This window comes from Selenomonas sp. AB3002, assembly GCF_000702545.1.
Lineage (GTDB): Bacteria > Bacillota > Negativicutes > Selenomonadales > Selenomonadaceae > Selenomonas_B > Selenomonas_B ruminantium_A.
Genome location: NZ_JNIO01000002.1, coordinates 121483 through 146315 on the forward strand (window position 1 = coordinate 121483; position 24833 = coordinate 146315).

Annotated in this window: 21 protein-coding genes and 1 pseudogene; 3 read left to right on the forward strand and 19 right to left on the reverse strand. The window is 55.1% G+C overall.

Annotated elements, in window-relative coordinates; all coding sequences use genetic code 11:
- Positions 1-114: 114 nt before the first annotated feature.
- The 6 genes and pseudogenes from P159_RS0100845 to P159_RS19755 form a co-directional block, all read right to left on the reverse strand.
- On the reverse strand, positions 115-669 hold the full coding sequence (locus P159_RS0100845; protein WP_029540561.1) for a hypothetical protein: 555 nt from the start codon (positions 667-669) through the stop codon (positions 115-117).
- Between the two features lie 51 nt (positions 670-720).
- A complete protein-coding gene (locus P159_RS18980) occupies positions 721-1476 on the reverse strand; it encodes an HNH endonuclease (RefSeq protein ID WP_029540563.1) in 756 nt (251 codons plus the stop codon).
- Positions 1477-1510: 34 nt separating this feature from the next.
- The gene (locus tag P159_RS0100855; RefSeq protein WP_029540564.1) at positions 1511-1864 is read right to left on the reverse strand and encodes a hypothetical protein; all 354 of its coding nucleotides are present in this window, start codon (positions 1862-1864) and stop codon (positions 1511-1513) included.
- Positions 1865-1919: 55 nt separating this feature from the next.
- Entirely contained in the window at positions 1920-2909 is a 990-nt protein-coding gene (locus P159_RS0100860) for an Rpn family recombination-promoting nuclease/putative transposase (protein WP_051650025.1), read from the reverse strand.
- 104 nt (positions 2910-3013) lie between these two features.
- Positions 3014-3178, reverse strand: a complete 165-nt coding sequence (locus tag P159_RS19750) for a YvrJ family protein (RefSeq protein WP_072004088.1) — start codon at positions 3176-3178, stop codon at positions 3014-3016.
- 61 nt (positions 3179-3239) lie between these two features.
- Positions 3240-3383, reverse strand: a pseudogene (locus P159_RS19755) (DUF2922 family protein); the annotation flags it as partial.
- A gap of 226 nt (positions 3384-3609) precedes the next feature.
- Between P159_RS19755 and P159_RS0100880 the strand changes: the two are divergent.
- Positions 3610-4035 (forward strand): tyrosine-type recombinase/integrase, encoded by a 426-nt coding sequence (locus tag P159_RS0100880; protein ID WP_029540568.1) that lies wholly within the window; start codon positions 3610-3612, stop codon positions 4033-4035.
- 197 nt (positions 4036-4232) lie between these two features.
- Here P159_RS0100880 and glmU read toward each other — a convergent pair whose 3' ends face one another.
- The 6 genes from glmU to P159_RS0100910 all read right to left on the reverse strand — a co-directional run bounded on the left by glmU (position 4233) and on the right by P159_RS0100910 (position 13360).
- Positions 4233-5606: a bifunctional UDP-N-acetylglucosamine diphosphorylase/glucosamine-1-phosphate N-acetyltransferase GlmU gene (gene glmU / locus P159_RS0100885; RefSeq protein WP_029540571.1), complete on the reverse strand. Its 1374-nt coding sequence runs from the start codon at positions 5604-5606 to the stop codon at positions 4233-4235.
- 43 nt (positions 5607-5649) lie between these two features.
- Positions 5650-6375, reverse strand: coding sequence for a GntR family transcriptional regulator (locus P159_RS0100890; RefSeq protein WP_029540573.1), 726 nt, complete (start codon positions 6373-6375; stop codon positions 5650-5652).
- Between the two features lie 41 nt (positions 6376-6416).
- Complete coding sequence (gene ispE / locus P159_RS0100895) at positions 6417-7286, reverse strand: 4-(cytidine 5'-diphospho)-2-C-methyl-D-erythritol kinase (protein WP_029540574.1); 870 nt, start codon at positions 7284-7286, stop codon at positions 6417-6419.
- Positions 7287-7385: 99 nt separating this feature from the next.
- A complete protein-coding gene (locus tag P159_RS0100900) occupies positions 7386-8774 on the reverse strand; it encodes a cache domain-containing protein (protein WP_185753566.1) in 1389 nt (462 codons plus the stop codon).
- A 190-nt stretch (positions 8775-8964) separates the two neighbouring features.
- A complete protein-coding gene (locus P159_RS0100905) occupies positions 8965-12780 on the reverse strand; it encodes a phosphoribosylformylglycinamidine synthase (protein ID WP_029540576.1) in 3816 nt (1271 codons plus the stop codon).
- Between the two features lie 109 nt (positions 12781-12889).
- Positions 12890-13360, reverse strand: a complete 471-nt coding sequence (locus P159_RS0100910) for a YhcH/YjgK/YiaL family protein (protein WP_029540577.1) — start codon at positions 13358-13360, stop codon at positions 12890-12892.
- Positions 13361-13595: 235 nt separating this feature from the next.
- On the opposite strand from P159_RS0100910, the gene P159_RS0100915 reads away from it, so the two are divergent.
- Positions 13596-14075, forward strand: a complete 480-nt coding sequence (locus P159_RS0100915; RefSeq protein WP_029540578.1) for an Lrp/AsnC family transcriptional regulator — start codon at positions 13596-13598, stop codon at positions 14073-14075.
- On the forward strand, positions 14072-15259 hold the full coding sequence (locus P159_RS0100920) for an aminotransferase class I/II-fold pyridoxal phosphate-dependent enzyme (protein ID WP_029540579.1): 1188 nt from the start codon (positions 14072-14074) through the stop codon (positions 15257-15259). Before P159_RS0100915 ends, P159_RS0100920 begins: the two co-directional genes overlap by 4 nt.
- Before the next feature lie 59 nt (positions 15260-15318).
- Here the strand turns inward: P159_RS0100920 and P159_RS0100925 are convergent, their stop codons facing one another.
- The 7 genes from P159_RS0100925 to P159_RS0100955 form a co-directional block, all read right to left on the reverse strand.
- Positions 15319-15675 carry a hypothetical protein gene (locus P159_RS0100925; protein ID WP_029540580.1) on the reverse strand — a complete coding sequence of 119 codons (357 nt, stop codon included), beginning with the start codon at positions 15673-15675 and terminating at the stop codon, positions 15319-15321.
- A 33-nt stretch (positions 15676-15708) separates the two neighbouring features.
- Positions 15709-17127, reverse strand: a complete 1419-nt coding sequence (locus P159_RS0100930) for a sodium:alanine symporter family protein (protein WP_029540581.1) — start codon at positions 17125-17127, stop codon at positions 15709-15711.
- A gap of 32 nt (positions 17128-17159) precedes the next feature.
- A complete protein-coding gene (locus tag P159_RS0100935) occupies positions 17160-18551 on the reverse strand; it encodes an aminopeptidase (protein ID WP_029540582.1) in 1392 nt (463 codons plus the stop codon).
- 154 nt (positions 18552-18705) lie between these two features.
- Complete coding sequence (dusB, locus tag P159_RS0100940) at positions 18706-19671, reverse strand: tRNA dihydrouridine synthase DusB (RefSeq protein ID WP_029540583.1); 966 nt, start codon at positions 19669-19671, stop codon at positions 18706-18708.
- Positions 19668-20462, reverse strand: coding sequence for a type III pantothenate kinase (locus tag P159_RS0100945; RefSeq protein ID WP_029540584.1), 795 nt, complete (start codon positions 20460-20462; stop codon positions 19668-19670). Before P159_RS0100945 ends, dusB begins: the two co-directional genes overlap by 4 nt.
- 29 nt (positions 20463-20491) lie before the next feature.
- Positions 20492-21487: a biotin--[acetyl-CoA-carboxylase] ligase gene (locus tag P159_RS0100950; protein ID WP_029540585.1), complete on the reverse strand. Its 996-nt coding sequence runs from the start codon at positions 21485-21487 to the stop codon at positions 20492-20494.
- 133 nt (positions 21488-21620) lie between these two features.
- Positions 21621-24821 (reverse strand): multidrug efflux RND transporter permease subunit, encoded by a 3201-nt coding sequence (locus P159_RS0100955; RefSeq protein ID WP_029540587.1) that lies wholly within the window; start codon positions 24819-24821, stop codon positions 21621-21623.
- Positions 24822-24833: the final 12 nt, after the last annotated feature.

The window sequence follows — 24833 nt, forward strand, 5'->3', positions numbered from 1 at the left end:
GTCGGAGCGTAGTCTTCGCTGGAAAGCAAGATGCCGAGGCGTTTTGCAATAACCTAGATTTCGTCAACAGTGTATTTAAACAGGCCGTTTTTGATTAACTTTTTCATCAATCCTTTATACTGCCAATTTCAAAAGAAAACTGCTGTACGCGCTATTCTTTATGGAACTAATGTATTTTCCAATCAAGGACATCTTCTTATAATTTTCATGCTCAACTACAATAATAGGTATTTCTTTCAGATACTCTGTAGAATTAAGCACCATATCCCATAATTTCAATACTCGATAATTTTTCTTCAGCACGACAACGGCAGGCTCTTCAAGATTGTTCTTTTCAAAAAATCGACAATCATTTTCGCCGCAAACACAAAAGTCTTCCATTTCGGATTTTATTCTCTGCAATGTCTTCTCATATAGAACCACTCTGTTTTCCGTCAGGAAAACAAATAAAGGAAATCCTAGGTCAGCGGCGTAGCATATTATACCGCATAACTGCTCCATACCATTGTCATGTTCACTATCCAGCATTATACCTCTCTCATGACTTATAAAATCGAACTGCTCCAAATACCTTTCACCAATTCTATGAGCATTCCTCTTCACATAATCAGCAAGGTAATCATCCCCTCTAGTCCTTATCTTTTCAACGTATGTATCAAGATATCGCATAGTTTCTGCCCCACTCCTTTTCCTGCATTTCCTTATGAAAAAAGGGGGATTCTATACCCCCATAAATAAATCTTCAAATTCTTCTTTGCCTAAAATAAAACCACATTTTGCCAGCCTGTCCTTACGCTCTTCATAAATGCCATCAATCATCAGACGGCGTTCTTCCTTTATCCCCAGGTGAATTTTCCTGTGGCAGATGGGGCAAAGGGAAATGAGATTGGCGTAAACATCAAGGCTGCTGGAAAATCTTTCCTGTAACTTCAAAGGGATTATATGGTGTGCCTCCATGTACTGGTGCCCAGTGCTGGCGGCAGTGAAGGTGGCATGGCCGTGGTCTATGTCACAAGCGTAGTTTGCCAAAGCAACAGTCTGGGTTCTCATTATGCCAGAGCGCTTCCAAATTTTGTACTCCACTTTAACAGGCTTTTCCAGTTTCATGGGAGTATCCAATGTCTTCACATCAATAGCGCTGTATTCATGGAACATATCTCCTGTGGCAAATTTACGGTAACAGTTGAAACCTGAACTATACATTCTGTGCCCGGTTCTGTCCATTGCGGAAAATTTTGGGTCTGATTTCAGTTTTTGCCAGACAGCATCAAGCTCTTCTATGGTGCCGATTTCGTAGATTGATTCTTCCACCAGCCCCATTTCTTTCATGCACTGGGAAACTTTTTTCAGCCCTCGTTTATAGTTGTACTCTGAACCAGATGATAACTTCTTGACCTCTAGTATATAACGACTGAAATATTCTTTTATATTTGCCGGAGAAGATATTGCCAGGGGGACTTGGTTCATTTCCTGCATCTTGCTCCTCCTATTTTTCCCTTGTTTTACTCTATCAACGAATCTTGAATCCCTTCACATGGTAGCCATACTCTTCAAATATCCATGCAGGTATGTCTTTTTCTTCAATGCCGTCAGGAATACCAACAGCATTGGACAAACCATATTCGTACAGAATCTCCTCGTACTCTTCTCCTTCCTCAATGTCGATATCCCACTCAATATCATACGCTTGGCAACTGTATGAAGGCAAGTCAAACCAATCAGCTGGAGAACTTGACTTATGTGAGAGTGCGCAAATTTCAAAGTCACCGAAAACACAATCCTTGCATTCGTCCAGCCCAATATGATTCTTGCAATACTCATGTAGCAAATTAGCCGCTTCTGTTACCCTTTGAGTTTCTGTCATTCTTATGTACCCGCTTTATAATGAATATTATCAGCTTGCCATACTAATCAATACTTCACCACCTGCTGTTGACCAGCGCCGCCGCTTTATCTCCAGTCAGAGGATAATTTTCTGTCAGCTGCTTAATAACAGCGTCCTTGCTTAAATTCATTTTTTTCAGCATTGACACAGTCATCAAAATTCCTTCATTGAAGCCTTCACTCCGGCCTTCCTCGCGACCAGCGTTAAGCCCCTCATTGCGAGCGTCTGTCTTCATATCTTCAATGGCCTTGCACACGTTGACCTCCCCCTCTCCCACGGGAATATTGAAATCTACTCCGGAACAAATGCTGATGGTCTGGGCCGCCAGCCTATCTAGCTTCTTATAGTTCTCGTTTTCATCCAGCAGTTTCTTCAATTCGTCCTTATCTGTGGAGTGCTTGATGAATTTCAGCACTTCCTTCAGGTCTGACTTAAAGGTGTCCAGCTCCATATCGCTCATACGAGCGGGGGACACCAGATTTACTTTGTAGTCTGCGGCGTACTCCATCAGGCGGGGATTTACGTCCTCCTGATACATTTCCCGCAATCTCAGAGGTGCCTCCCAGCTTTCAGTCCCCCAATGTATTACCATGGTAATCACCGGCAACAGCCTGTCCTCGCTGTGAAAGCCGCTCAGGAACTCGCCTTCATCTTTGCCCATGTCTCCCGCCTGACGGTGGGATTTGGCGGTGGCCTTAACTTGTTCCATTAGGGTCATGGCATCGTATAGCATATTCCTTACGGCCATAGCCCCATGAACTTTCCCCTGATTTTCCACGCCCAATATACAATAAGCCGCCTGCCCATCAGTCTTCAAGACCATTTTCAGCAGGTCACGCTCTTTCTGCTTTGGGATAGTGGCCCCATCCTTGCCGAAGGGCAGGGCAATGCTGGTGGTGGACATTTCCCGCAGATTCTTCGGGTCAATGACTTCCTCGCCCCTGAATAGTGCCCCGTTGAAGACATCGGCGAATTGCTCCGGCTGTTTCATGTATTCATGCGTAATGGAATCTTTAACGCCCAAAATCTCAGCCCCCGTTTCTTTTCATCCTTGTCTATATTTTATGACTTTGGCATTCAAAAGGCAATATTTCCTCATAATAAAAGACCGGCATAACGCCGGCCCCATTATTTTGCTTTACGCTCCCGCTCCATAGCCTGCAGAAACTCCGTCAATTTTGCAATCTCCCCGCTCAGCCTGTCCATGGACTTCTGGAAGCTGGTAAGCAAATAGAAGGTAACCACAATGGGGAACCCCACCGTGGAAATCGCCGTGAGTGCCGTCTGCTCCATTACCTCACCCCCTACAAGAAAAGCCCCGATTTCTCGGGGCCTCCCTTATCCTCCGCCTAGCTCACGCCAGTTCCTCGCGATCGCTGATGCGGATATAGGCTTCCTTGATTTCCGTGGCCTGCTCCCCGCCTACGGAAACGGCCTTCTTGTCAATCATCTTCTGCATGACGGTCCTGACCGCTGCGTCAGTCAGCCCCGGCGCGGGATCCTGAAGAGTAGTGGATCATACTCACAGAATACGTCACAGGCGCCCGCATGGGCGAAATCCTGGCCCTCCGCTGGGAAGATATCCACCTGGAAAAAGACAGCAATGGGCGCGTAGTATCCGGCACCCTCCACATTGCCCACACACTCTCCACTGGCCACAAAGGAAAAGAGGACAAAAAAGCCCCCTGTTCCTTGGCCCGCCAAAAACAGCCCAGGGCGACCGGGTGCTGGCGCTGCCCCTCTACTATTGCCAGGAAATCCAGCACTACCGCAAAGTGCAGCTGGAAAAGCGCCTGACAGTGCCCGACTGGCAGGACACAAACTTTGTCTTCACCACCAAAAAAGGAGCTCCTATCCGTCCCAACCGCCTCAGCAACTACTTTGGCAGCCTCCGCAGGAAACTTGGCATCAAGAGCACTTTCCACATGCTACGGCACGACATGGCCAGCCGCATGAAAAACTCCAGCCAGTTCGACCTGAAGGACATCCAGACCCAGCTGGGCCACAGCTCCATCAACATCACCATGGATATCTACACCCATATCGACAACGAAGCCCAGCAAACCAAAGTCAGCACCTGGCTGGAAGAAGACCTGACCGAACTGATGGAGGACACCAGCAAAAACAACGCCTCCCAAAAATCCTCCTGACCTCTGGCTATACACTGGCTACACATCAGCCAAAAAGCCATAAAAAAAGCCCTGCGAGAATCCCATGCAGGGCTTGTCCCTAAAGGATTTTTCCACCCCAACCAAATATTAGGCAGGGTAAAATCAACTTTAGGGACGGATTAGATTTAGATTTAAATTTGCTGAAAGAAAAATGGAATTCCAAGGCTTGAAAGCAATTACTGATTGCGCTTGTCCAGCCAGCCCTCGATGTTCTTCTGGCGGGCGCGGGCAATGGCCAGCGTCCCCTGGGGTACGGTCTTGGTGATGGTAGAGCCAGCGCCGATGTAGGCACCGTCCTCCACAGTGACGGGAGCCACCAAGTTGGAGTTGCAGCCCACAAAGGCATCGTTGCCGATAACGGTGCGGAACTTCTTCTTGCCATCGTAGTTCACCGTGATGGTGCCGCAGCCCATGTTCACCCCGGAACCCATATCGCAGTCACCGATATAGGAAAGATGCGGCAGTTTGGAACCCTTGCCCACAGTAGAGTTCTTCACTTCCACGAAGTTGCCCATCTTCACGCCCTCAGCCAGGTGGGAAGCAGGACGGATATGGTTGAACTGGCCCAGAGCCACGCCATCGTCAATCTGGCAGTCATGGGCATAGCAGAACTGTCCCACTACGTTGTTGCCGCACTTCACGTTCTGGAAGCGGACGCTGGGGCCGATTTCGCACTCCTCGCCAATGACCGTGCCGGCTTCCAGCCAGGTCATGGGATAGATGATGGTATCGCGTCCCACCTGCACATCGAAATCCACATAGGTGGTATCCGGGTCCATGAGGGTGACACCCTCTGCCATCAGCTGCTCATTCTTGCGGCGGCGCAGGATCTTCTCGGCGCCAGCCAGCTGCTGACGGGAGTTGATGCCCAGAGTAGACTCATAGTCATCTGCAGCCACAGCCCAGATCTTATCCCCCTGGCTGCGCAGGATTTCCAGCACATCCGGCAGGTAATACTCGCCCTGGGCATTGTCGTTGGTAACCTTACCCAGAGCCTCGAACATGGCCTGGATATCGAAGCAGTAGATGCCGGAATTGACTTCCTTCACCTGGCGCTCCTCTTCCGTAGCATCCTTGTGCTCCACAATCTTCAGCACGGAGCCGTCCTCGCTGCGGATAATGCGGCCGTAGCCCGTAGCGTCAGGCATGATGGCCGTGAGCACCGTAGCCTTGGCGCCGGCTTCCTGATGGGACTCATAGAGCTTCTTCAGCAGGTCACCGGTGAGCAGAGGCGTATCACCGCAGAGCACCATGACCGTGCCCTGGGTGCCGGAGAGCAATTCCCTGGTCTGGAGCACGGCATGGCCCGTACCAAGCTGCTCAGCCTGGGTCACATATTCCACACCCTGCTGCTCTCCCATGGTCTCACGGACTACATCGCCGCCAAAACCAGTGACTACCACGTTGCGGACAGCCCCGGCCTCTTTGGCTGCATCTATCACATGCTGCAGCATGGCCTTGCCGGCTGCCTTGTGCAGCACCTTCGGCAGCTTGGACTTCATGCGGGTGCCCTTGCCGGCGGCAAGGATTATGGTTACCAAATCTGACATATTATCCTATCTCCTATCTTCAGCACATCTGCTGTGCTTTATCCTACTTTTCCTTCGCGGCCTTGCTGGTTTTCTTGCCCTTGGCCTGCTTCTTGTTCACCACTTCCATGGCCTGCAGGAGGGTCTTTTCTGAGTTTTCCATGTGCATTTCTGCCGCCTTGCGGGCTGTATTCACATCACCCTGGGCGATGGCTTCCACAATGGCCCTGTGCTCCTCCAACGTAGCTTCCAGACGGCCAGGATAAGACATGGACAAAGTGCGGAAGCGCGTAAGCTGATCGCGCAGATTGGAAATGACCCCCACCAGCCTGGTATTCCGGGCTGCATGGTACAGGAGGTCGTGGAACTCAATATCCGTTTCCACGATTTTCTCAATGTCATTATCCGCTATATAGCCCCCGATGATCACCAGCAGGCGCTGAAGATGCTCCAGCTCCTCATCTGTAATGCGCTCAGCTGCCAGGCCATTGGAAAGAGATTCCAGCGCCGTGCGGATTTCAAAAATCTCGTTGATATCCCTTATGGACATGGTGGCCACATAGGTACCCCGGCGGGGCATCATGATCACATAGCCTTCCAACTCCAGCTTGCGGATGGCCTCACGCACGGGAGTGCGGGATACGCCCAGTTCTTCTGCCAGCTGTATCTCCATGATCCGCTCCCCGGGCTTCAAGACGCCGTTGCGGATTGCTTCACGCAATGATTCGCAGACAACTTCCCTCAAGGGCTGGTAGCTGTCAAGCTTGATGGGAGATAATCTCCTGTCCATAACGATTCCCCTATTCTGATTCTGGATTTTACTGAAAGTGTTTATACAAAGCGGGTGCCGCAGCCGCTGGTGCGGGTGACAAACACATCCGCCCGGGTCACATGGCGCAGGAAGCCGGCGATGCGCAGGGCTTCGCTTTTCTTGGCGGTCAGGCCGAAGACAGTGGGGCCGCTGCCGGACATCATGCTCACCAGCGCCCCTTTTTCCATCATGAGCTTCTTGTAGCGCTCTATGACCTCATACTTCTTAATAGTAACACTTTCAAGCACATTGCACAACAAGGGCACCATGGCTTTGAGGTCCTGGGCAATGATTTTTTTCTCCACCAGATCGTTGTCAGGGTGGCGCTCCGCCCCCTGCTCGTCATAGTTCTGGTAAGCCCAGGCCGTGGACACGGAAACCCGGGGCTTGGCCAGCACCACCCAGGCGGTAGGCATGCCCTTGAGCCGACGCAGCACTTCTCCCCTGCCCGTGGACAACATGGTCCCCCCCATCAGGCAGAAGGGGATATCAGAGCCCAGCTCCGCCCCCAGGGCGCAAAGCTCCTCATCAGAAAGCCCCAGACCGAAAAGCCTGTCCATGCCTCTGAGCACCGCCGCCGCATCAGCACTGCCCCCGGCCAGTCCGGCTGCCACAGGGATGCGCTTGGTGAGGTGGATATTCACGCCCCCCTTGAGTCCACAGCGCTCCTGCACAAGAGCCGCTGCCTTCCAGACCAGATTGCTCTCATCGGCCTTCATCCAGGGCACATTGATCTTCAGCCCGATGCCCTCCCGCGCCTTCTCCAGGCTGAGGGTATCATGCAGGGCAAGAGACTGCATGATCATGGCCACCTCGTGGTACCCGTCAGGCCGCTTGCCCAGTATGTCCAGGGTCAGGTTGATTTTGGCTTTTCCTTCGATTTTCAGCAAAGCAATCCTTCCTATCTGTCAGTTATTCTCTAATGATATTAGCCTTTGACTTGTGGGTCTGTCAATAACAGAATGCGGGCTTTGCACCCAAAAACGCCTTCATGGCTTATTCTTCTCTTTTTTCCTGTTCTCAAGCTCTTCACTGTAGACGCGGTAGCAGCTGCGGCCGTCGGACTTGGCTGCATACAAAGCCCGGTCACTGCGGTTCATCAGCACATCAATGGGAACCGGCTGGTCATCAGCATAGGCAATGCCGGCACTGACAGTCAGGCAATTAAGCCCCGGATCCTGATGATAGACAGATATCAGCTGCCGCATGAATGACTCCAGCCGCTCCTCCACCGACTCTCTCTGCACCTTCCCCGTGAGCACCACCAGGAACTCATCTCCCCCCATGCGCACATTCAGGGCATCAGGAAACTGCAATTTCAAGACCTCAGCCAGGATCAGCAAGGCTGCATCCCCTGTCTGATGGCCGAAATTGTCATTGACCTCCTTGAAGTGATCCAAATCCAGGGATATCAGGGTAAACATGGTATCGGCAGAACACTGCTTGATGAACTCCCCAAAATGACGCCGATTGGCCAATCCTGTAAGCACATCATGCTGGGCCATGCTCAGGATAAGCATCTGATTCTTGTAGAGATTCTTGTTCATCTCGCTCATAGCGCGGCTCATGGCCCCCAGTTCATCATCCCGCTTGGACAGCTCCTGCATCTGGGCCTCGGTCTGCTCATCCATCTTGAGCACGCCCTCTCCCAGTTCCTTCATGCGCTTCGTTGCCACCTGGATGGGATAAGCCAGCTTCCCCCCTGTGTAAACCGCCAACAGCACGAAAAGCGCTTCCAGCAGCACAAGTCCCGTAAGCATGCGGGCAACGTGCTCCTTCATGTTCTCCATAAAAGCCTTTTCCCGCATGACCACCCGGCGGTCGATCTGGTCAATCCAGATGCCTGTGCCAATCACCCAATGATAGGGGAAAAATTCCATCGTGTAATAGAGCTTGGGCAGAGGCTTTTCGGTACCTGGCTTGGGGAACATGAACTCCGAGAAGCCTCCCCCCTCTTTGGCCTGATTGATCATCTCACGGATGAAATAACGACCCTCCGGGTCCTGGAACTCCAGGCGGGGCTTGCCCTCAGCTTCCGTCCCCAGCAGCACCACATTCACTCCCTCATCCGTGTCGATGGTAAAGTACCCCTGTCCATTGTCATAGCGCATATTCCGCACCAGGTCAGCTGCCCGCTGCATAGCCTGTTCCTGGGTAACCTCGCCACGCATCTGGGCCTGATAGCAGGTTTCCACTACACTCCAGGCCGAATGGGTCTGCCATTCCAGCTGCAGCTCGGCATTTTTCTCCATATCCTTGCGAAACTCCCGCATCATGCGCTGATTCTCCTGCACAGCGCCATAAACGCTGACAGCTCCCAAAATCAGCATAGTCAGCAGGGATATGCCAATGAATATCATAGTCAAACGAGATTGCATCGATCTGAACTGCATCATCGAAATCCCTCACCTACAAGATATTTTGCCTTTTCGACCAAAGACATTTGTAGATTCCGTTGATAATATAAGTTCTACAATTCCTTAAATCTCCCTGCAAAAAACTCCGTGCGAAACAATTAAAAACAGCCACAAGAGAAGACTCTCATGGCTGTCTGCAGCAAAGAATATCTTACTTGTAGTACCTGACCCCGGCTTCAAAGAGCTGCTGGTCCTTGGCCCCCGGCACGTTCAGGGCTACGCTCTCGCCGATGCGCTCGGAGTGGCCCATCTTGCCCAGGACGCGGCCATCGGGGCTGGTGATGCCTTCGATGGCGTTGACAGAGCCGTTGGGGTTGTAAGGCATATCCAGAGTGGGATTGCCGAACTGATCCACATACTGGGTGGCAATCTGCCCCCGTATGCGCATCTTGGCCACCACTTCCTGGTCAGCTACGAAACGTCCTTCGCCGTGGGATACGGCAATGGTATGCACATCTCCCACCTGCACGTTGTTGAACCAGGGAGAAAGGTTGGAAGAAACCCTGGTCTGCACCATGCAGGACACATGGCGGCCAATGCTGTTGTGGGTAAGGGTAGGCGAGCTGTCGGACAGGTCGCGGATCTCACCGTAGGGCACCAGGCCCAGCTTGATGAGGGCCTGGAAGCCGTTGCAGATGCCCAGCATGAGACCGTCCCTCTGCCTCAGGAGCTTCATGATCTCTTCCTGGATGCGGGGATTCCGGAACATGGCAGCAATGAACTTGCCGGAGCCGTCCGGCTCGTCGCCGCCGCTGAAGCCGCCGGGCAGCATGACAATCTGGGCTTCCTTGATGCCCCTCACTATGGCCTCCACGGTCTCTGCCGTGGCCTGGGGCGTGAGATTGCGCACCACCAAAGTCTGGGGATCGCCCCCTGCCCTCTCCCAGGCACGGGCGGTATCATACTCGCAGTTGGTGCCGGGGAACACGGGAATGAAGATCTTGGGCTTGGCCACCTTGGTATCACCGCCAGTGAGGGGCGTACCCTTGGTATAGGGTACATAGGTAGCCTTTTCCTTGAAGAGGGACTTGGCCCGGGCCTCGGTGGGGAAAATCTTCTCCAGAGGCTCCGTATAGGCAGTCTCTGCATCAGCGAGCATGACCACCGTCTCCCCGAAGACCATGCTGGGACCGCCGGTGGTCCGGCCCAGCTCGAAGAAGCCGGTGCCAGCGAGCAGTTCCTCCACCTGCACCATTTCCGGCACTTCCAGGATGATGGAGCCGTACATGGGCTTGAAGAGGTCTTCACGGCTGTAGGGCCAGGTTTCCATATTGAAAGCAAAGCCAATGCCATTGCCCAGGCACATCTTGGTGACGGCGGCGGCAATGCCGCCCACTCCCACGCTCTGGGCAGAGAACACTTTGTGGTCCTCAGTCAGGCGGCTGATCTTGGCAAAGTTATCCTTCAAACGGTCAAAGTCAGGCAAATCCTGCTCATCCAGGGGGCAGGGCACCAGATAGACCTTGTTGTCCACGTATTTGAACTCAGGAGAAATGGCCTGGTCAGCGGGGAACACATCCACCGCAAAGGCAGCCAGGGTGGGCGGCACGCAGATTTCCTCACCGTCCTTGCTGGTGAAGGTGCCGGACATGGAATCCTTGCCGCCGATGGCGGGGATAGCCAGCTCATGCTGGGCATAGAGGGCGCCCAGGAGGGCAGAGAGGGGCTTGCCCCACTTCTCCGGATCCTTGCCCAGGCTCTCGAAATACTCCTGGAAGGTCAGGCGGATGCGGTCAGCACGGCCGCCCAAGGCCACCATCTTGGCAGCAGACTCCACCACGGCATAGAGGGAACCGTGGAAGGGGCTCCAGCTCATGAGATCCGGGTTAAGGCCGAAGGTCATGGCCGTAGCGGTCTTGGTCTCCGCTCCCAGTACAGGAAGCTTGGCCACCATGCCCTCGGCAGGAGTCAGCTGCTTCTTGCCGCCGAAGGGCATGAGCACGGTATTGCCGCCGATGGTGGAGTCAAAGCGCTCCGCCAGTCCCTTCTGGCTGCAGACATTGAGGGAGCCAAGATTAGCCAGCCAGGCCTGCTCCAGGTCATTCCCTGCAGCCTTCACTTCCTCCGGCACCTCCCGGAGATAGCGGTGCTCGCTGTCCGGCTGGGTCACTTTGGCAGTCACATGCTGGCGCACGCCGTTGGTATCCAGGAACTCGCGGTTCATCTGCACGATGGCCTTGCCGCGCCACTTCATGATGAGACGGGGCTTCTCCGTAACCACAGCCACCGGCACAGCTTCCAGATTCTCCTCATCGGCAAACTGCTTGAAAGCTGCCACATTCTCAGCGGCCAACACCACAGCCATGCGCTCCTGGGACTCGGAAATGGCCAGCTCCGTGCCGTCAAGGCCTGCATACTTCTTCTTCACAGCGTCCAGGTCGATGACCAGGCCGTCAGCCAGCTCGCCAATGGCCACCGCCACGCCGCCGGCGCCGAAATCATTGCAGCGCTTGATGAGGCGGCTCACCTGAGGATTGCGGAAGAGGCGCTGGATCTTGCGCTCCGTAGGAGGATTGCCCTTCTGCACCTCTGCCCCGCAGGTAGTAAGCGATGCTGCCGTATGCTCCTTGGAAGAGCCCGTAGCACCGCCGCAGCCGTCACGGCCGGTGCGGCCGCCCACCAGCACGATCACATCGCCGGCAGCCGGGCGCTCACGAATGACGTTCACCTTGGGAGCTGCCGCAATGACAGCGCCGATTTCCATGCGCTTGGCCATATAGCCTGGGTGATATACCTCACGCACCTGCCCCGTGGCCAGGCCCACCTGGTTGCCGTAAGCACTGTAGCCTGCAGCCGCCCCCAGGGTGATCTTCTTCTGGGGGAGCTTGCCGGGCATGGTGTCCTTGAAGGCAGCCCGCGGGTCAGCCGCACCAGTCACGCGCATGGCCTGATAGACATAGGAACGGCCGGACAGCGGGTCGCGAATAGCGCCACCCAGACAGGTGGCGGCACCGCCGAAGGGCTCGATTTCCGTGGGGTGATTGTGGGTCTCGTTCTTGAACATCACCAGCCAGTCTTCATCCTGTCCCCCCACATCAGCCTTCACCACAATGCTGCAGGCGTTGATTTCCTCAGACTGGTCCAGGTCGTCCAGCTTGCCTGCCCGGCGCAGGGCCTTCATGCCGATGACGGCCAGGTCCATAAGGGTCACGGGGCGCTCCTCGTCCCGGTAGATATCCGTCCTGTCCTGCTGATAGAGGCCATAAGCCTTTTCCAGGGCAGGGCTGAAATAGCCCTCGTCAATCTTGATTTCGTCAATAGCCGTGGTAAAGGTGGTATGACGGCAGTGGTCAGACCAGTAAGTATCGATGACCCGCAGTTCCGTAAGGGTAGGATTGCGGATCTCCTGCTCGAAGAAATACTTCTGGCAGAAGGCCAGATCCTCCAGGCTCATGGCAAAACCGCGCTCCTTGTGGAAGGCTGCCAGTTCCTGCATATTGAGGCTACCGAAGCCCTCCAGCACTTCCACGTCCTCGGGCTCCTCATAGTGCTGCACCAGGGATTCCGGCTTTTCAAGCGCTGCCTCCCGGCACTCCACCTCATTGATGCAGTAGGCCTTGATCTTCTCGAAGACCTCGCGGCTCACATCACCCACCAGCACGATGCAGCGGGCAGTGCGGATCTCGGGGCGCTCCTTCTGGGTCACCAGCTGCACGCACTGGGCGGCAGAGTCGGCGGCCTGGTCATACTGGCCCGGCAGGTATTCGACGGCAAACATCCGTGAATTGGGGAAATTGGGCAGTTTTTCTTCATAGATCACATCCACCGGGGGCTCGGCGAACACCACCGGCCGCACCCTGGCATATTCCTCATCATCAAGGCCTTCGATATCATACCTCTGGATAATGCGGACAGCCTTGAGCTGATCCCTGAGGCCAAAAGTTTCCTTGAGGTCGCTGCAGAGCTGCTGGGCAGGAATATCGAAATAACCCTGTCTTTTTTCCACGAAAAGTCTTCTTACCGTCATGAGTGTCTGTTTCCTCCAAACCATCATACACAAGTGACACGGCAATAAAATTGAAATTTAATATATAGAAATAGGCATGGCAGATAAGCTCCGCCATGCCCATATTCCATCACAAAAGATCTACAGATACCTTCACCACTGCCTTGACAACCTCCATGGGCTTGTCCACTGCACACTGGGGCGCATGGACATCGTCAGGATAGAGCACAGCAAAACAGCCCGGCTTCAGCAGGATGTCGCTCTCCGGTATCAGGCATTTATAGAAGGCAATGTCTTTTTCCTCGTCATAAGGCTCCAGAACCTCCAGGTCGGGACTGAAGGGGCACCAGCCCACATACTCCTCCCCTGCAGCCAGGTACTGGATATCAACGTATTTCTTATGAGTCTCAGGATGGCAATCCTCCGGCAGTTTGGTCACGTACCTCTGCAGGTTCACAAAACAATCTTCCCCCTGGATGAGGTACTTGCCATCCTCCATCTTGGTGAAATCATGGTTGCGCAGATACTCCAAGGCCTTGGTAATAGCCTCGGGATAGACTACATGTCCCTTGTCAAAAGTGTCAATGCTGCCAATAACCATATCCGACTGCCTCCAAATAGCGGGAATCTCCCCCACGAAATTAAGAGATAACTTTCTCTATGCCTATTTTAGCCGAAAGATGGTGAGTTGGCAAGGAGACCTCTTAATATTTTCGCAAAAGGACATCTGACTTGTTTTCCAGCTGCTCCCTACTTAAATATCTTGCCAGCTTCACGGGCTTTATGCTAAGATAAGCACTAGCAATTGTACACTTTACATATAAGGAGGATCCCTTATGCGAGAACTGCTAGAGCTTCTGGAGCACGATGCCCGCCGCCCCGTCAGCGAACTGGCTTCCATGCTGCAGCGCAGCGAATACGAAGTAGAAAAGAATATCAAGGACCTGGAAAAGAACAAGATCATCCTTTCCTATAACACCCTCATCAACTGGGAGAAATTCGGCGACGATACAGTGACCGCCGTCATCGAGATCAACCTTACCCCCCAGAGGGAAGTGGGCTTTGATGCCATTGCCGAGCGCATCTACCGCTTCGACGAAGTGCGCACCGTTTATCTTATGAGTGGCAGCTTTGACCTGCTGGTCATCATCGAGGGCAAGTCCCTGAAGGACGTGGCCAACTTCGTAGCCACCCGCCTGGCCACCATCGAAGGCGTCACCGCCACCCGCAGTCATTTCATGCTGAAGCCTTACAAGAAGGACGGCGTCATCATCAACGATGAGGAACGTGACCGCAGATTGGTGGTGTCCCCATGATTGAGAAAAGAAGCGACTGGCAGGAGCGTCTCTCCCCGGGAGTGAACGCCATTGCCCCCTCGGGCATCCGCAAGTTCTTCGACATCGCCGCCCAGATGGAGGACGTCATCTCCCTGGGCGTGGGCGAGCCGGATTTCGTCACCCCCTGGTCTATCCGCGAATCCTGCGTCTATGGCCTGGAGCAGGGCTACACCTCCTACACTGCCAACCGGGGCATGCCGGAACTGAGGCAGGAAATAGCCGCCCTCTACCTGCGCCGCTATGACACAAGCTACGACTGGGATACGGATATTCTCGTGACCGTAGGTGTCAGCGAGGCCCTTGACATCGCCATGCGGGCCATCCTGGCCCCCGGGGACGAAGTGCTGATTCCCGAGCCCTGCTACGTGTCATATCAGGCCTGCACCATCCTGGCCGGCGGCGTGCCCGTGGCTGTGCCCGCCAAAGCTGAGAACGACTTCCGCATCACGGCGGCAGAACTTGAGGAGCACGTCACCCCAAAGACCAAGGTGCTGCTGATTGGCTATCCCAACAACCCCACGGGCGCCATCATGACCAGGAAGGACCTGCTGGCTGTGGCTGACTTTGCCGAAAAACACGACCTCATCGTCATTTCCGATGAGATTTACGGCGATCTCACCTACGGCGAGGAAGATCACATCTGCTTCTCCTCCCTGCCGGGCATGCAGGAACGCACCATCCTGCTGAACGGCTTCTCCAAGGCCTACGCCATGACCGGCTGGCGCATCGGCTACGCCATGGGCAACAAGGCCATCATCGCCGCCATGACCAAGATTCACCAGTACACCATGCTCTGCGCCCCCATCACTGCACAAGTGGCAGCTGTGGAGGCCCTGCGGCACGGGGAGAAATACATGAAGAAGATGGTAGCGGAATATGACCGCCGCCGCCGCCTCATCTACGACGGCTTCATCAAGATGGGCCTGGAATGCTTCGAGCCCAAAGGCGCCTTCTACATCTTCCCCAGCATCAAGAGCACCGGCTACACCTCTGACGAGTTCGCCGAAGCCCTGTTGCAGGCTGAGCACGTAGCCCTGGTCCCCGGCAGCGCCTTCGGTGCCTGCGGCGAAGGCCACGTCCGTTGCTCCTACGCCACCTCCATAGACAAGATTTCAGAAGCTCTCAACCGCATTGAGAACTTCCTGAAAAACCATAGGAAGTAAATTAAAAAGACAGGTATTGAGAATGCATCATCCTCAATACCTGTCTTTCTTTTGCCAAATCAGCGGAAAAGAAGCCTTTTGATGAAATAGTAAGCTATGGCCAGCCCCACTGCCCCCAGCAGTACCGGCAGGACAAAACTTACAAAGAGCACCACCACAGTCGCCACGCCAATCAGGGCAACTATGCGCACAATCCTGGTGCGCCAGTCATTTCCCAGAATGATGCGGCTCCAGCCCAGGCCTTGGGAGAAGGGAGCGTGGCTGGAATAGACGCGGTAGTATTGGGGCTGCTCCCTGTCCTGCTGATAGTCATGACGGCTGTCAGCTTCATTGCCATCGGCATCTATGGTCACACCCTCATAGGAGTTCTTCTCATCACGGGTGAGCACCCGCACAGATTCCTTTTCCTCTTCCATGTTCACGCCTCCCCCTCTATAAGCAAACGAAAATTAAATATCAGCCTGGCAATCGATGCGTTCCCCGTTCTTTTCCTTTTCCACCACCTGCTTCTGGAATTCGAAGCACTCGCTGGCTACATCATTGGAAAGCCAGAGCAGGCAGATAAGGTTCGGGATGGCCATGAGGCCGTTCATGGTATCGGAAAAGTTCCAGACCACTTCCAGGGAAGTGGTGGCACCCACGAAGGTGATCATGCCGAAAATCACCCGGTAGCTCATGATGACCTTGCGGTTCTTGATAATGTACTCCAGGGCCTTTTCGCCGTAATACTCCCAGCCCAGAATGGTAGAGAAGGCGAAGAGGGACAAAGAGATGGAAATAACCAGCTTGCCATACTCACCAAAAACCGTAGAGAAGGCCAGGATAGTGAGCTGTGCCCCGGACACGGGAGCCCCGGTAGCAGGGTCTATGGTGCCCAAAAGACCAGAGGAGGCAATTACCAGGCCCGTCAGCATGCAGACGATCATGGTGTCGAAGAAGGTGCCCGTCATGTTCACATAGCCCTGGCGGGAAGCATGGTCAGTGCGGGCAGCAGCTGCTGCAATAGGCGCAGAGCCAAGACCTGCCTCGTTAGAGAACACGCCCCGGGCCACGCCCCAGCGCATGGAAGTGAGCATTGAAGCCACGATGGAGCCACCCACACCGCCTGCCACGGAGTCAAAGGAGAAGGCCATGCGGAACATTTCCATGACCCCTGCAGGCACAGCTTCGAAATTCACGATAATGACAATAAGAGCTGTAACAAAGTAGAAAGCCGCCATGGCAGGCACCACGATGCTGGACACCTTGCCGATGCTGCGGATGCCGTTCACCAGCGTGCAGGTGGCTGCCACCATGATGACGGTACCGGTAATCCAGGTAGGTATATCATAACTGGTAAAAAGTGCTGCAGAAATCGAATTTGCCTGGGTCATGTTGCCGATGCCGAAGGAGGCCAGCACCACGAAGGAGGCAAAGAGAGCCGCCAGAGTACGCCCGATGAACTTATTGGAGAAGCCATGCTTCATGGCGTACATGGGACCGCCGGACATCTCACCCACGCTGTTGGTCTCACGGTACTTCACCGCCAGCACGGACTCAGCGTATTTGGTAGAAAGGCCGAAGGCGGCGCTGATCCACATCCAGACAAGGGCTCCCGGGCCGCCCAGCACCATAGCCGTGGCCACGCCTACGATATTGCCTGTGCCCACCGTAGCGGACAGGGCCGTCATCAGCGACTGGAAGGGAGAAATATCCCCCTCATGGCTCTTTTTCTGGCGGAAAATCATCTTGATGGCATAGACAAGATTTATCCAGGGCAGGAAGCGCAGCCTTATCGTCAGGAAGATGCCGGTGCCCACCAGGAAGGCCAGCATGACCGGCCCCCAGACAAAATCATTGATGTCTGCCAAAAGTCTTGATACATCCATAAGCTATCCCCTCACCTTTCATCCTCTTCTGCTCAGGCTTCCACCAGGAAGGCCTGATACCCCTTCCAAACTTCATATATATCCACCTTGCTGGTAGCTTCCCAGGGAGCGTGCATGGAGAGCACTCCTACGCCGCTGTCGATAACCTGCATGCCGTAAAGGCTCATGATGTAGGCGATAGTGCCGCCCCCACCCAGGTCAACCTTGCCCAGCTCTGCCAGCTGGAAGTGGACATTATGCTTCTTCATGATGCCGCGGATCTCTCCCAAATACTCCGCATTGGCATCGTTGGAGCCAGACTTGCCCCTGGCCCCGGTGAACTTGTTGAACACCATGCCCTTGCCCAGATAAGCCACGTTCTTCTTGTCAAAGGAAGAAGCGTAGAGGGCGTCATAGGCGCTGGACACATCAGAGGAAAGCATCTTGGAATTGGCCAGGGTGCGGCGCACAGAGAGGTCGCTGCCCTGCCCCATGGCGTTCAGCAGCTCTGCCACCACGTTCTCGAAGAAACGTGACTGCATGCCCGTAGCGCCCACGCTGCCGATTTCCTCCTTGTCCACCAGCAGGCAGCAGGCAGTGCGGCGCATGCGCCCCGTCTCCAGCATAGCCATGAGGGACGTATAGGAGCAGACCCTGTCATCCTGCCCATAGGCCAGCACCATGCTGCGGTCAAACCCAAGCTCCCTGGCCTTGCCAGCAGGCACCAGGGCAAGCTCAGCGGACTGGAAATCCTCTTCCTCAATGCCATACTTATCTTTGATAAGCTTCAGCACGCCTGCCTTGACGGATTCCTTCTCCCCTTCCTTCAGGGGATAGTTGCCCACCAGGATATCAAGGCTCTCTCCTTCCACCACCTTGGCGCCAGCCTTCTTCAGCTGTTCCTGGGAAAGATGGACCAAGAGGTCAGTGACGCAGAACACCGGGTCCTTTTCATCCTCGCCGATGCAGATCTCCACCACTTCGCCGGAGGGCTTCACCACTACGCCGTGCAGGGCCAGGGGCAGGGCCACCCACTGATACTTCTTGATGCCGCCGTAGTAATGTGTATCAAGGTAAGCAAGTCCCCCCTCCTCATAAAAGGGGTTCTGTTTCACATCCAGGCGGCAGGTGTCGATATGTGCCCCCAGAATGTTCATGCCCTTCTCCAGCGGCTCCTCGCCGATATTGAAGAGCACCACGGACTTCTTCATGTTCACCGCGTAGACCTTGTCACCGGGGCGCACCTGCTCCCCTGCCTCCAGCATGGCATAGAGGTCGCGGTAACCGGCCTTCTCCGCAAGTGTGACCGCCTCAGCGGCGCTCTCCCGCTCAGTCTTGCAGCGGGAAAGGAAATCTATGTAGCCTGCAGAGAGCTTCTCCAGAACTTCCCTGTCGCTGTCCGTATACTGGCTCCAGATGGAGTCTTTTGCTTTATCTTCAGCCATGAAAAACGTTCCTTTCTGTATCAAATAGCCTTCCCCTTGAGGGGAAGGTGTCAGCCGACAGGCTGACGGATGAGGTGGCCTGCTGCAGTCAATCAACATAGCGAGACACCTCATCCACCGCTTCGCGGTCCCCCTTCCCCTCAAGGGGAAGGCTTCAGAGGTGGTCTTCTAAGATTTTCTCAAAGTCCCCACGGGTAGTTGCCTTGTTGAACCTGTCACGGAGCAACGCCCCATGCTGCAGGCCTCTGGTATACCAGGTGGCGTGCTTGCGCATTTCCCGGGGACCGATGTAATCGCCCTTGTACTTCAGCAACAGGTCAAGGTGGCGCATGATCACTTGGGCCCGTTCCTGCATGGTGGGGGGCGGCAGCTCCTCCCCGGTGGCCAGATAATGGGTCAGGCGCTTGAAAATCCAGGGATTGCCCTGGGCGCCGCGTCCAATCATGACCCCGTCTGCCCCGGTGACTTCCATTATCTTCTTCAAATCGGCACAGGTCCTCACATCTCCATTGGCAATGACGGGAATGGAAACAGCCTGCTTCACCTCAGCAATCTTCTCCCAGTCTGCCTGACCGGCGTAGAACTGAGCACGGGTGCGGCCGTGGACAGCGATGGCGTCAACGCCTGCCTCTTCCGCCATCCTGGCGATTTCCAGCACATTGACATTTTCCTCGTCCCAGCCCAGGCGCATTTTCACCGTGAAGGGCATCTTCACAGCCGCCCGCACAGCCTTCATGATGGCGCAGGCCCGCTCCGGGTCCTTCATCAGGGCAGAGCCCTCGCCATTCTTCACCACTTTCGGGGCAGGACAACCCATATTGAAGTCCAGGATATCACAGGTGCCCTGAGCCTCCACAAAGGCCGCCGCCTCTGCCGCCATCTCCGGGGTAGCAGCGAAAATCTGCATGGCCAGGGGGCGCTCTCCCGGCTCGGAGTTCAGCATCTTCAATGTCTTCTCATTGCGAAAGTGGATGCCCTGGCTGCTGACCATCTCCGCATAGCAGAGAGGGCAGCCCATATCGTGGGCGATGATGCGGTAGGCCGTATCCGTCACCCCCGCCATGGGAGCCAGGAACACCGGATAGTCGAAGTGGAAAGCGCCGATATCTATGCCCTTCATTCCTGCACTTTCCTTTCGCCGCTCTTAACCTGATTGCGCTCATAAAGGGCACGAAGGCCCGTGAGGGTCAGGAAGTGGTCTATCTTGTCGATGGTAGCCGATTCCTTGGCAATCATCTTGGCCAGGCCGCCTGTGGCGATGACCTTCATCTCACAGCCCATTTCTTCCTTGATGCGGCGCACGATTTCATCGATCTGGCCCACATAGCCGAAGATGATGCCCGCCTGCATGCCCTGAATGGTGTTGCGGCAGATGACCTGTTTGGGAGGCACCAGCTCGATGCGTGGCAGCTGGGCCGCCTGCTGGAACAGGGCATCGGCACTGGTGCCGATGCCGGGAGCGATGACGCCCCCCAGGAAATCCCCGTTCTCCGCCACCACATCAAAGGTGGTGGCCGTGCCGATATCAATGACAATCAGGGGGCCGCCGTACTGCTCATAGGCACCCACCACATTGACGATGCGGTCTGCGCCGATGGCCCTGGGATTCTCATAATGGAGCTTGATGCCCGTCTTGATGCCGGGGCCCACCACCAGGGGCTTGATGTGGAAATAGCGCTCGCACATCTTCATCATGGGCACCACCAGAGGCGGCACCACTGAAGAAATGATGATGGCCTCAATATCCGTCATGCTGATGCCCTGAAAGCGGAAGAGGTCGTTTAAAAGCATGCCGTACTCATCACCAGTCTTCTGCCTGTCCGTAGAGATGCGCCAGTGCTTCACCAGCTTCTTGCCCTCGTAGGTGCCCATGACCGTATTTGTATTGCCTATATCAAAAACTAACAGCAAAGTATTTTCCTCCCATTGGGAACTAGAACTCATTTCTTCGGCCTGATGGATACATCCCCTGCCATCACCGTGCGGATCTCGCCGTCTTTTTCCACCAGCAGGGCGCCGTAGGAATCAATATCCACAGCCCTGCCCGTGAACTCATCACCGCCGTGGATGCCGATGACCCTGACTTCCTGTCCCAAGGTCACCGAATACTTTCGCCAGGCCTCAAGAACGGGGGTGAAGCCCTTCTCCAAAGCCGTCTTGTACCACTTCTCAAGAGAACGCAGCACCGCCTGCAGGAACTTCACTCTGGGCACCGGCTCGCCTTTCATGATTTCCATGGAAGTGGCCTTGCCCCGCAATTCCTCCGGGAAGTCCTCCTCCTTGATATTGGCATTGATGCCGATGCCCAGGACGATGTGCTTGATGCGGTCTATGTCGCAACTGGCCTCCGTGAGGATGCCCACCAGCTTCTTTCCCTCATAGACAATATCATTGGGCCATTTGATGCCTGGCGTCAGGCCAAACTCCCGCATGGCCTCCGTCACAGCCACCGCCGCCAGCAAAGTGCATTTGGGCGCCTCCTGGGGAGCGAAGGGCGGGCACAATACCAACGAAAACCAGATGCCTGTCCCCGCCGGGGAAAAGAAGCTCCGCTCCAGGCGGCCCCGCCCTCCGGTCTGGCTCTCTGCCACCACCACCAGGCCATCAAGCTTCTTCCAGCCGCCAGGGCCATTCTTTATGATCATCTGCTTGGCCACATTATTAGTAGAATCCACCTGCTGGAAATTCTTGATCAGGCGGCCCACCAATTCCGTATTCAAACCATGGCTTATCTCACTGGCCAGCAGGCTGTCCGGACTTTCCCTCAAAGAATAGCCATTGCGGGAATGGCTGACAATCTCATAGCCAGAGCTGCGGAGCTCCTGGATGTGCTTCCACACAGCCGTCCTGGTGACCCCCAGTTTTTCTGCCATCTCTTCCCCGGAAACGTAACGGTCTCCGGATTGCCGCAATAGGTCAAGTATCTTGCCGCGCATATATTTCCCCCCTGCCGGGACTTAAGGAACTGTTCATACAAAATTACACTGTAACAGTATACCATAAAAGCCACGCAAAATAAAAGCTGGCGGGACAGTTTCCTGTACCGCCAGCGATTGGATCTAAAAATCCTTACATGTAATCGATGGAAGACTTCTTCTTCTCCTGCTTCATATAGCCAAGCTGCTTGGCTATCCACTCCGTGATGACGAAGAAAACAGGAATCAGGAAGACACCCATGAAGGTGGCAAAGAGCATGCCGCCCACTACCGCCACGCCCATGCCGTTGCGGGCGGCTGCGCCGGCGCCGCTGGCCATAGCCAGGGGCAGACAGCCGATGATGAAGGCAAAGGAGGTCATGAGGATAGGACGGAGACGCAGGCCTGCTGCCTCAAGGGCAGCCTTCACAGGCTCCATGCCCCTGTCCACACGCACCTTGGCAAACTCCACGATCAGGATGGCGTTCTTGGCCGCCAGGCCGATGATCATGATGATGCCTATCTGCATGTAGACGGAGTTCTGCAAGCCTGAGTTCATGTGCCCCGTGAGCATCATGCCCAGATTGGACAAAGCCCACTCGGAGAACAGAGCACCGAAGATGCCTGTAGGCACCGTAAAGAGCACGGCAAAGGGCACGCTCCAGCTCTCATAGAGGGCTGCCAGGCACAGGAACACGAAGACCAGCGCCAGGGCCAGCACCTGGAAGGTGGAGCTTGCAGCTTTCTTTTCCTCGCGGCTCTGGCCGGACCACTCAATCTCAAAGCCAGTACCGGCTTCCTCCCGGACAATCTGCTCGATGGTATCCATGGCCTGTCCGGAGCTGTAGCCGTCGCCGGCATTGCCCTGGATGCTGACGGCCTTGGTGCCGTTGAAGCGGGAAATAACCGTGGGGCCCGTGCTGTTCCTGGGAGTCAGCAGGGTGCTAAGAGGAATCATGGTGCCGGAGGAACTCCGCACAAACATGAATTTCATGGCATCCGTCTCGCTGCGGAAGGCGGTATCAGACTGGAGCACCACCTTGTAGCTGCGGCCAAAACGGTTGAAGTCGTTCACCTGAGCGCCGCCGAAGTTCACCTGCATGGCTGTGAACACATCAGACAGCTTCACATCCATCTTCTTGATCTTCTCGCGATCCACATCATACTCGATGGTAGGAGAAGTGATGGAATAGGTGGTGCGCACACCCTGCAGGGCAGGGTTCTGATTAGCCTTGGCCACGATGCGATTCGTAATCTCATAGAGTTCCTCATCCGTATGGCCAGACATATCCATGAGCTGCAGATTCCAGCCGCCCACATTGCCCAGACCGGGCAGGGCAGGAGGATTGGCAGCAATGACCGTAGCCTCGGGAGCCAGCTGCGCTCCCAGGCCGAAGAGAGTGCCCACGGCAGCATCCACGGACTGATCCCCGCCGGGGCGCTGGCTCCAGTCCTTCATGCCGATGATCAGGAGGCCTGCGCTTGGCTTGCTGGTGAAGGCCAGCATATCAAAGCCCGTGACCGCCATGGATTGGTCTATGCCCTTGATGCTCTGGAGAGCCGCAGCCTGCAGCTTGTCCATGGTCTTCTGGGTCTGGTTCAGGGAAGTTCCCTCAGGCAGGTTGACCATGGCGAAAGCGTAGCCCTGATCCTCCGAAGGCACGAAGGTAGAGGGCAGCTTCATATAGAGCAGGGCCATCAAGCCCGACACGATGAGCAGGAAGATCACAGCCAGCTTGGCATTGGCAATGCCCCGGGCCACTATCCCCACATAGCCTTTCTTGGTTCTCTCAAACCAGTTGTTGAAAGCGGTGAAGAAACGGTCCAAAGCGCCGTCCTGCCCTTCGCTCTCCTCATGGCGCTTGAGAATCATGGCACAAAGAGCCGGAGTCAGGGTCAGTGCCACGAAGGCAGACAGGGCCATGGAAACCGCGATGGTGAGAGCAAACTGGCGATAGAGCACGCCGGTCATGCCCCCCAGGAAAGCCACGGGCACGAACACCGCCGCCAGCACGAAGGCAATGGCCACTACCGGGCCCTGCACTTCATCCATGGCGCGCTCGGTGGCGTCCACAGGCTCAAGTCCCTCTTCCATGTGCTTCTCCACGTTCTCGATGACCACGATGGCGTCATCCACCACCAGGCCGATGGCCAGCACCAGGGCAAAGAGGGTCAGGGTATTGATGGAGAAATCCAGGAGAATGAAGGCTGCCAGGGTACCAATCAGAGATACCGGCACTGCCAGCAAAGGAATGATGGTAGCCCGCCAACTCTGCAGGAAGAGGAAGATAACGAACACCACCAGGAGCAGAGCCTCGAAGAAGGTCTCCAGCACCTCTTTGATAGAAGCGTTGATATAGTTGGTGCTGTCCATGATCTCGCTGACTTCCAAGTTGGGAGGCAGATCAGACTTTGCTTTTTCAATGATTTCCTTGACCCCTGCCACCGTCTGCATGGCATTGGCGTCATTGGTAAGCTGGATGCCGAAGCCCACGGCGGGAGCGCCGTTGCTCTTGGTCACAAAGCCATTGTCCTTCTGTCCTTCCTCCACCCGGGCCACGTCCTTCAGGCGCACGAAGGAGCCATCTGTGCCATGGGTCTTCAGCACGATGTTACCGAATTCCTCAGGGGTGGAGAGACGGCCCTGAATTTTGCCCGTGTACTGCTTTTCCTGGCCATTGTCCACAGGCATGCCGCCTACGGTACCTGCCGGAGCCTGCACATTCTGCTCATTGATGGCATCGGTTACGTCCTTCACCGTCAGATTGTACTCTGCCAGGCGGTCAGGATTCAGCCAGACACGCATGGCATAGTCGGCGCCGAAGACCTGCACATCACCTACGCCGGCTACACGCTTGATCTGATCCAAAAGATAGATATCCGCATAATTCTTCATGAAAGCACGGTCATACGTACCATCAGGAGAAGTCAGGGACACCATGTAAGCCATATCGTTAGAAGACTTGCGGGTGGTTACGCCCACGGACTGCACCGACGAGGGCAGGCTGGCATTGGCGATGGCCACGTTGTTTTGCACCTTGACGGAATCCATATCGCCGTCAGAGCCCGTATCAAACACCACGCTGAGGCTGTACCGGCCAGTATCGTTGGAGGTGGAGCTCATGTAGTCCATGCCCTGGGTGCCGTTGACCTGCTGCTCAATGATCTGGGCCACCGTGTCATTTACTACGCTGGCGTTAGCGCCAGTATAGGACGTACCGACAGAAATAGTCGGCGGGGCAATCTGCGGGTACTGCGCTATAGGCAGCTGCACAGCCGATATAAGGCCCACGATTACGATAATGATGGAAATGACTATCGCAAAGATTGGGCGGTGGATAAAAAACTTTGACAAAACGCCGCCCCC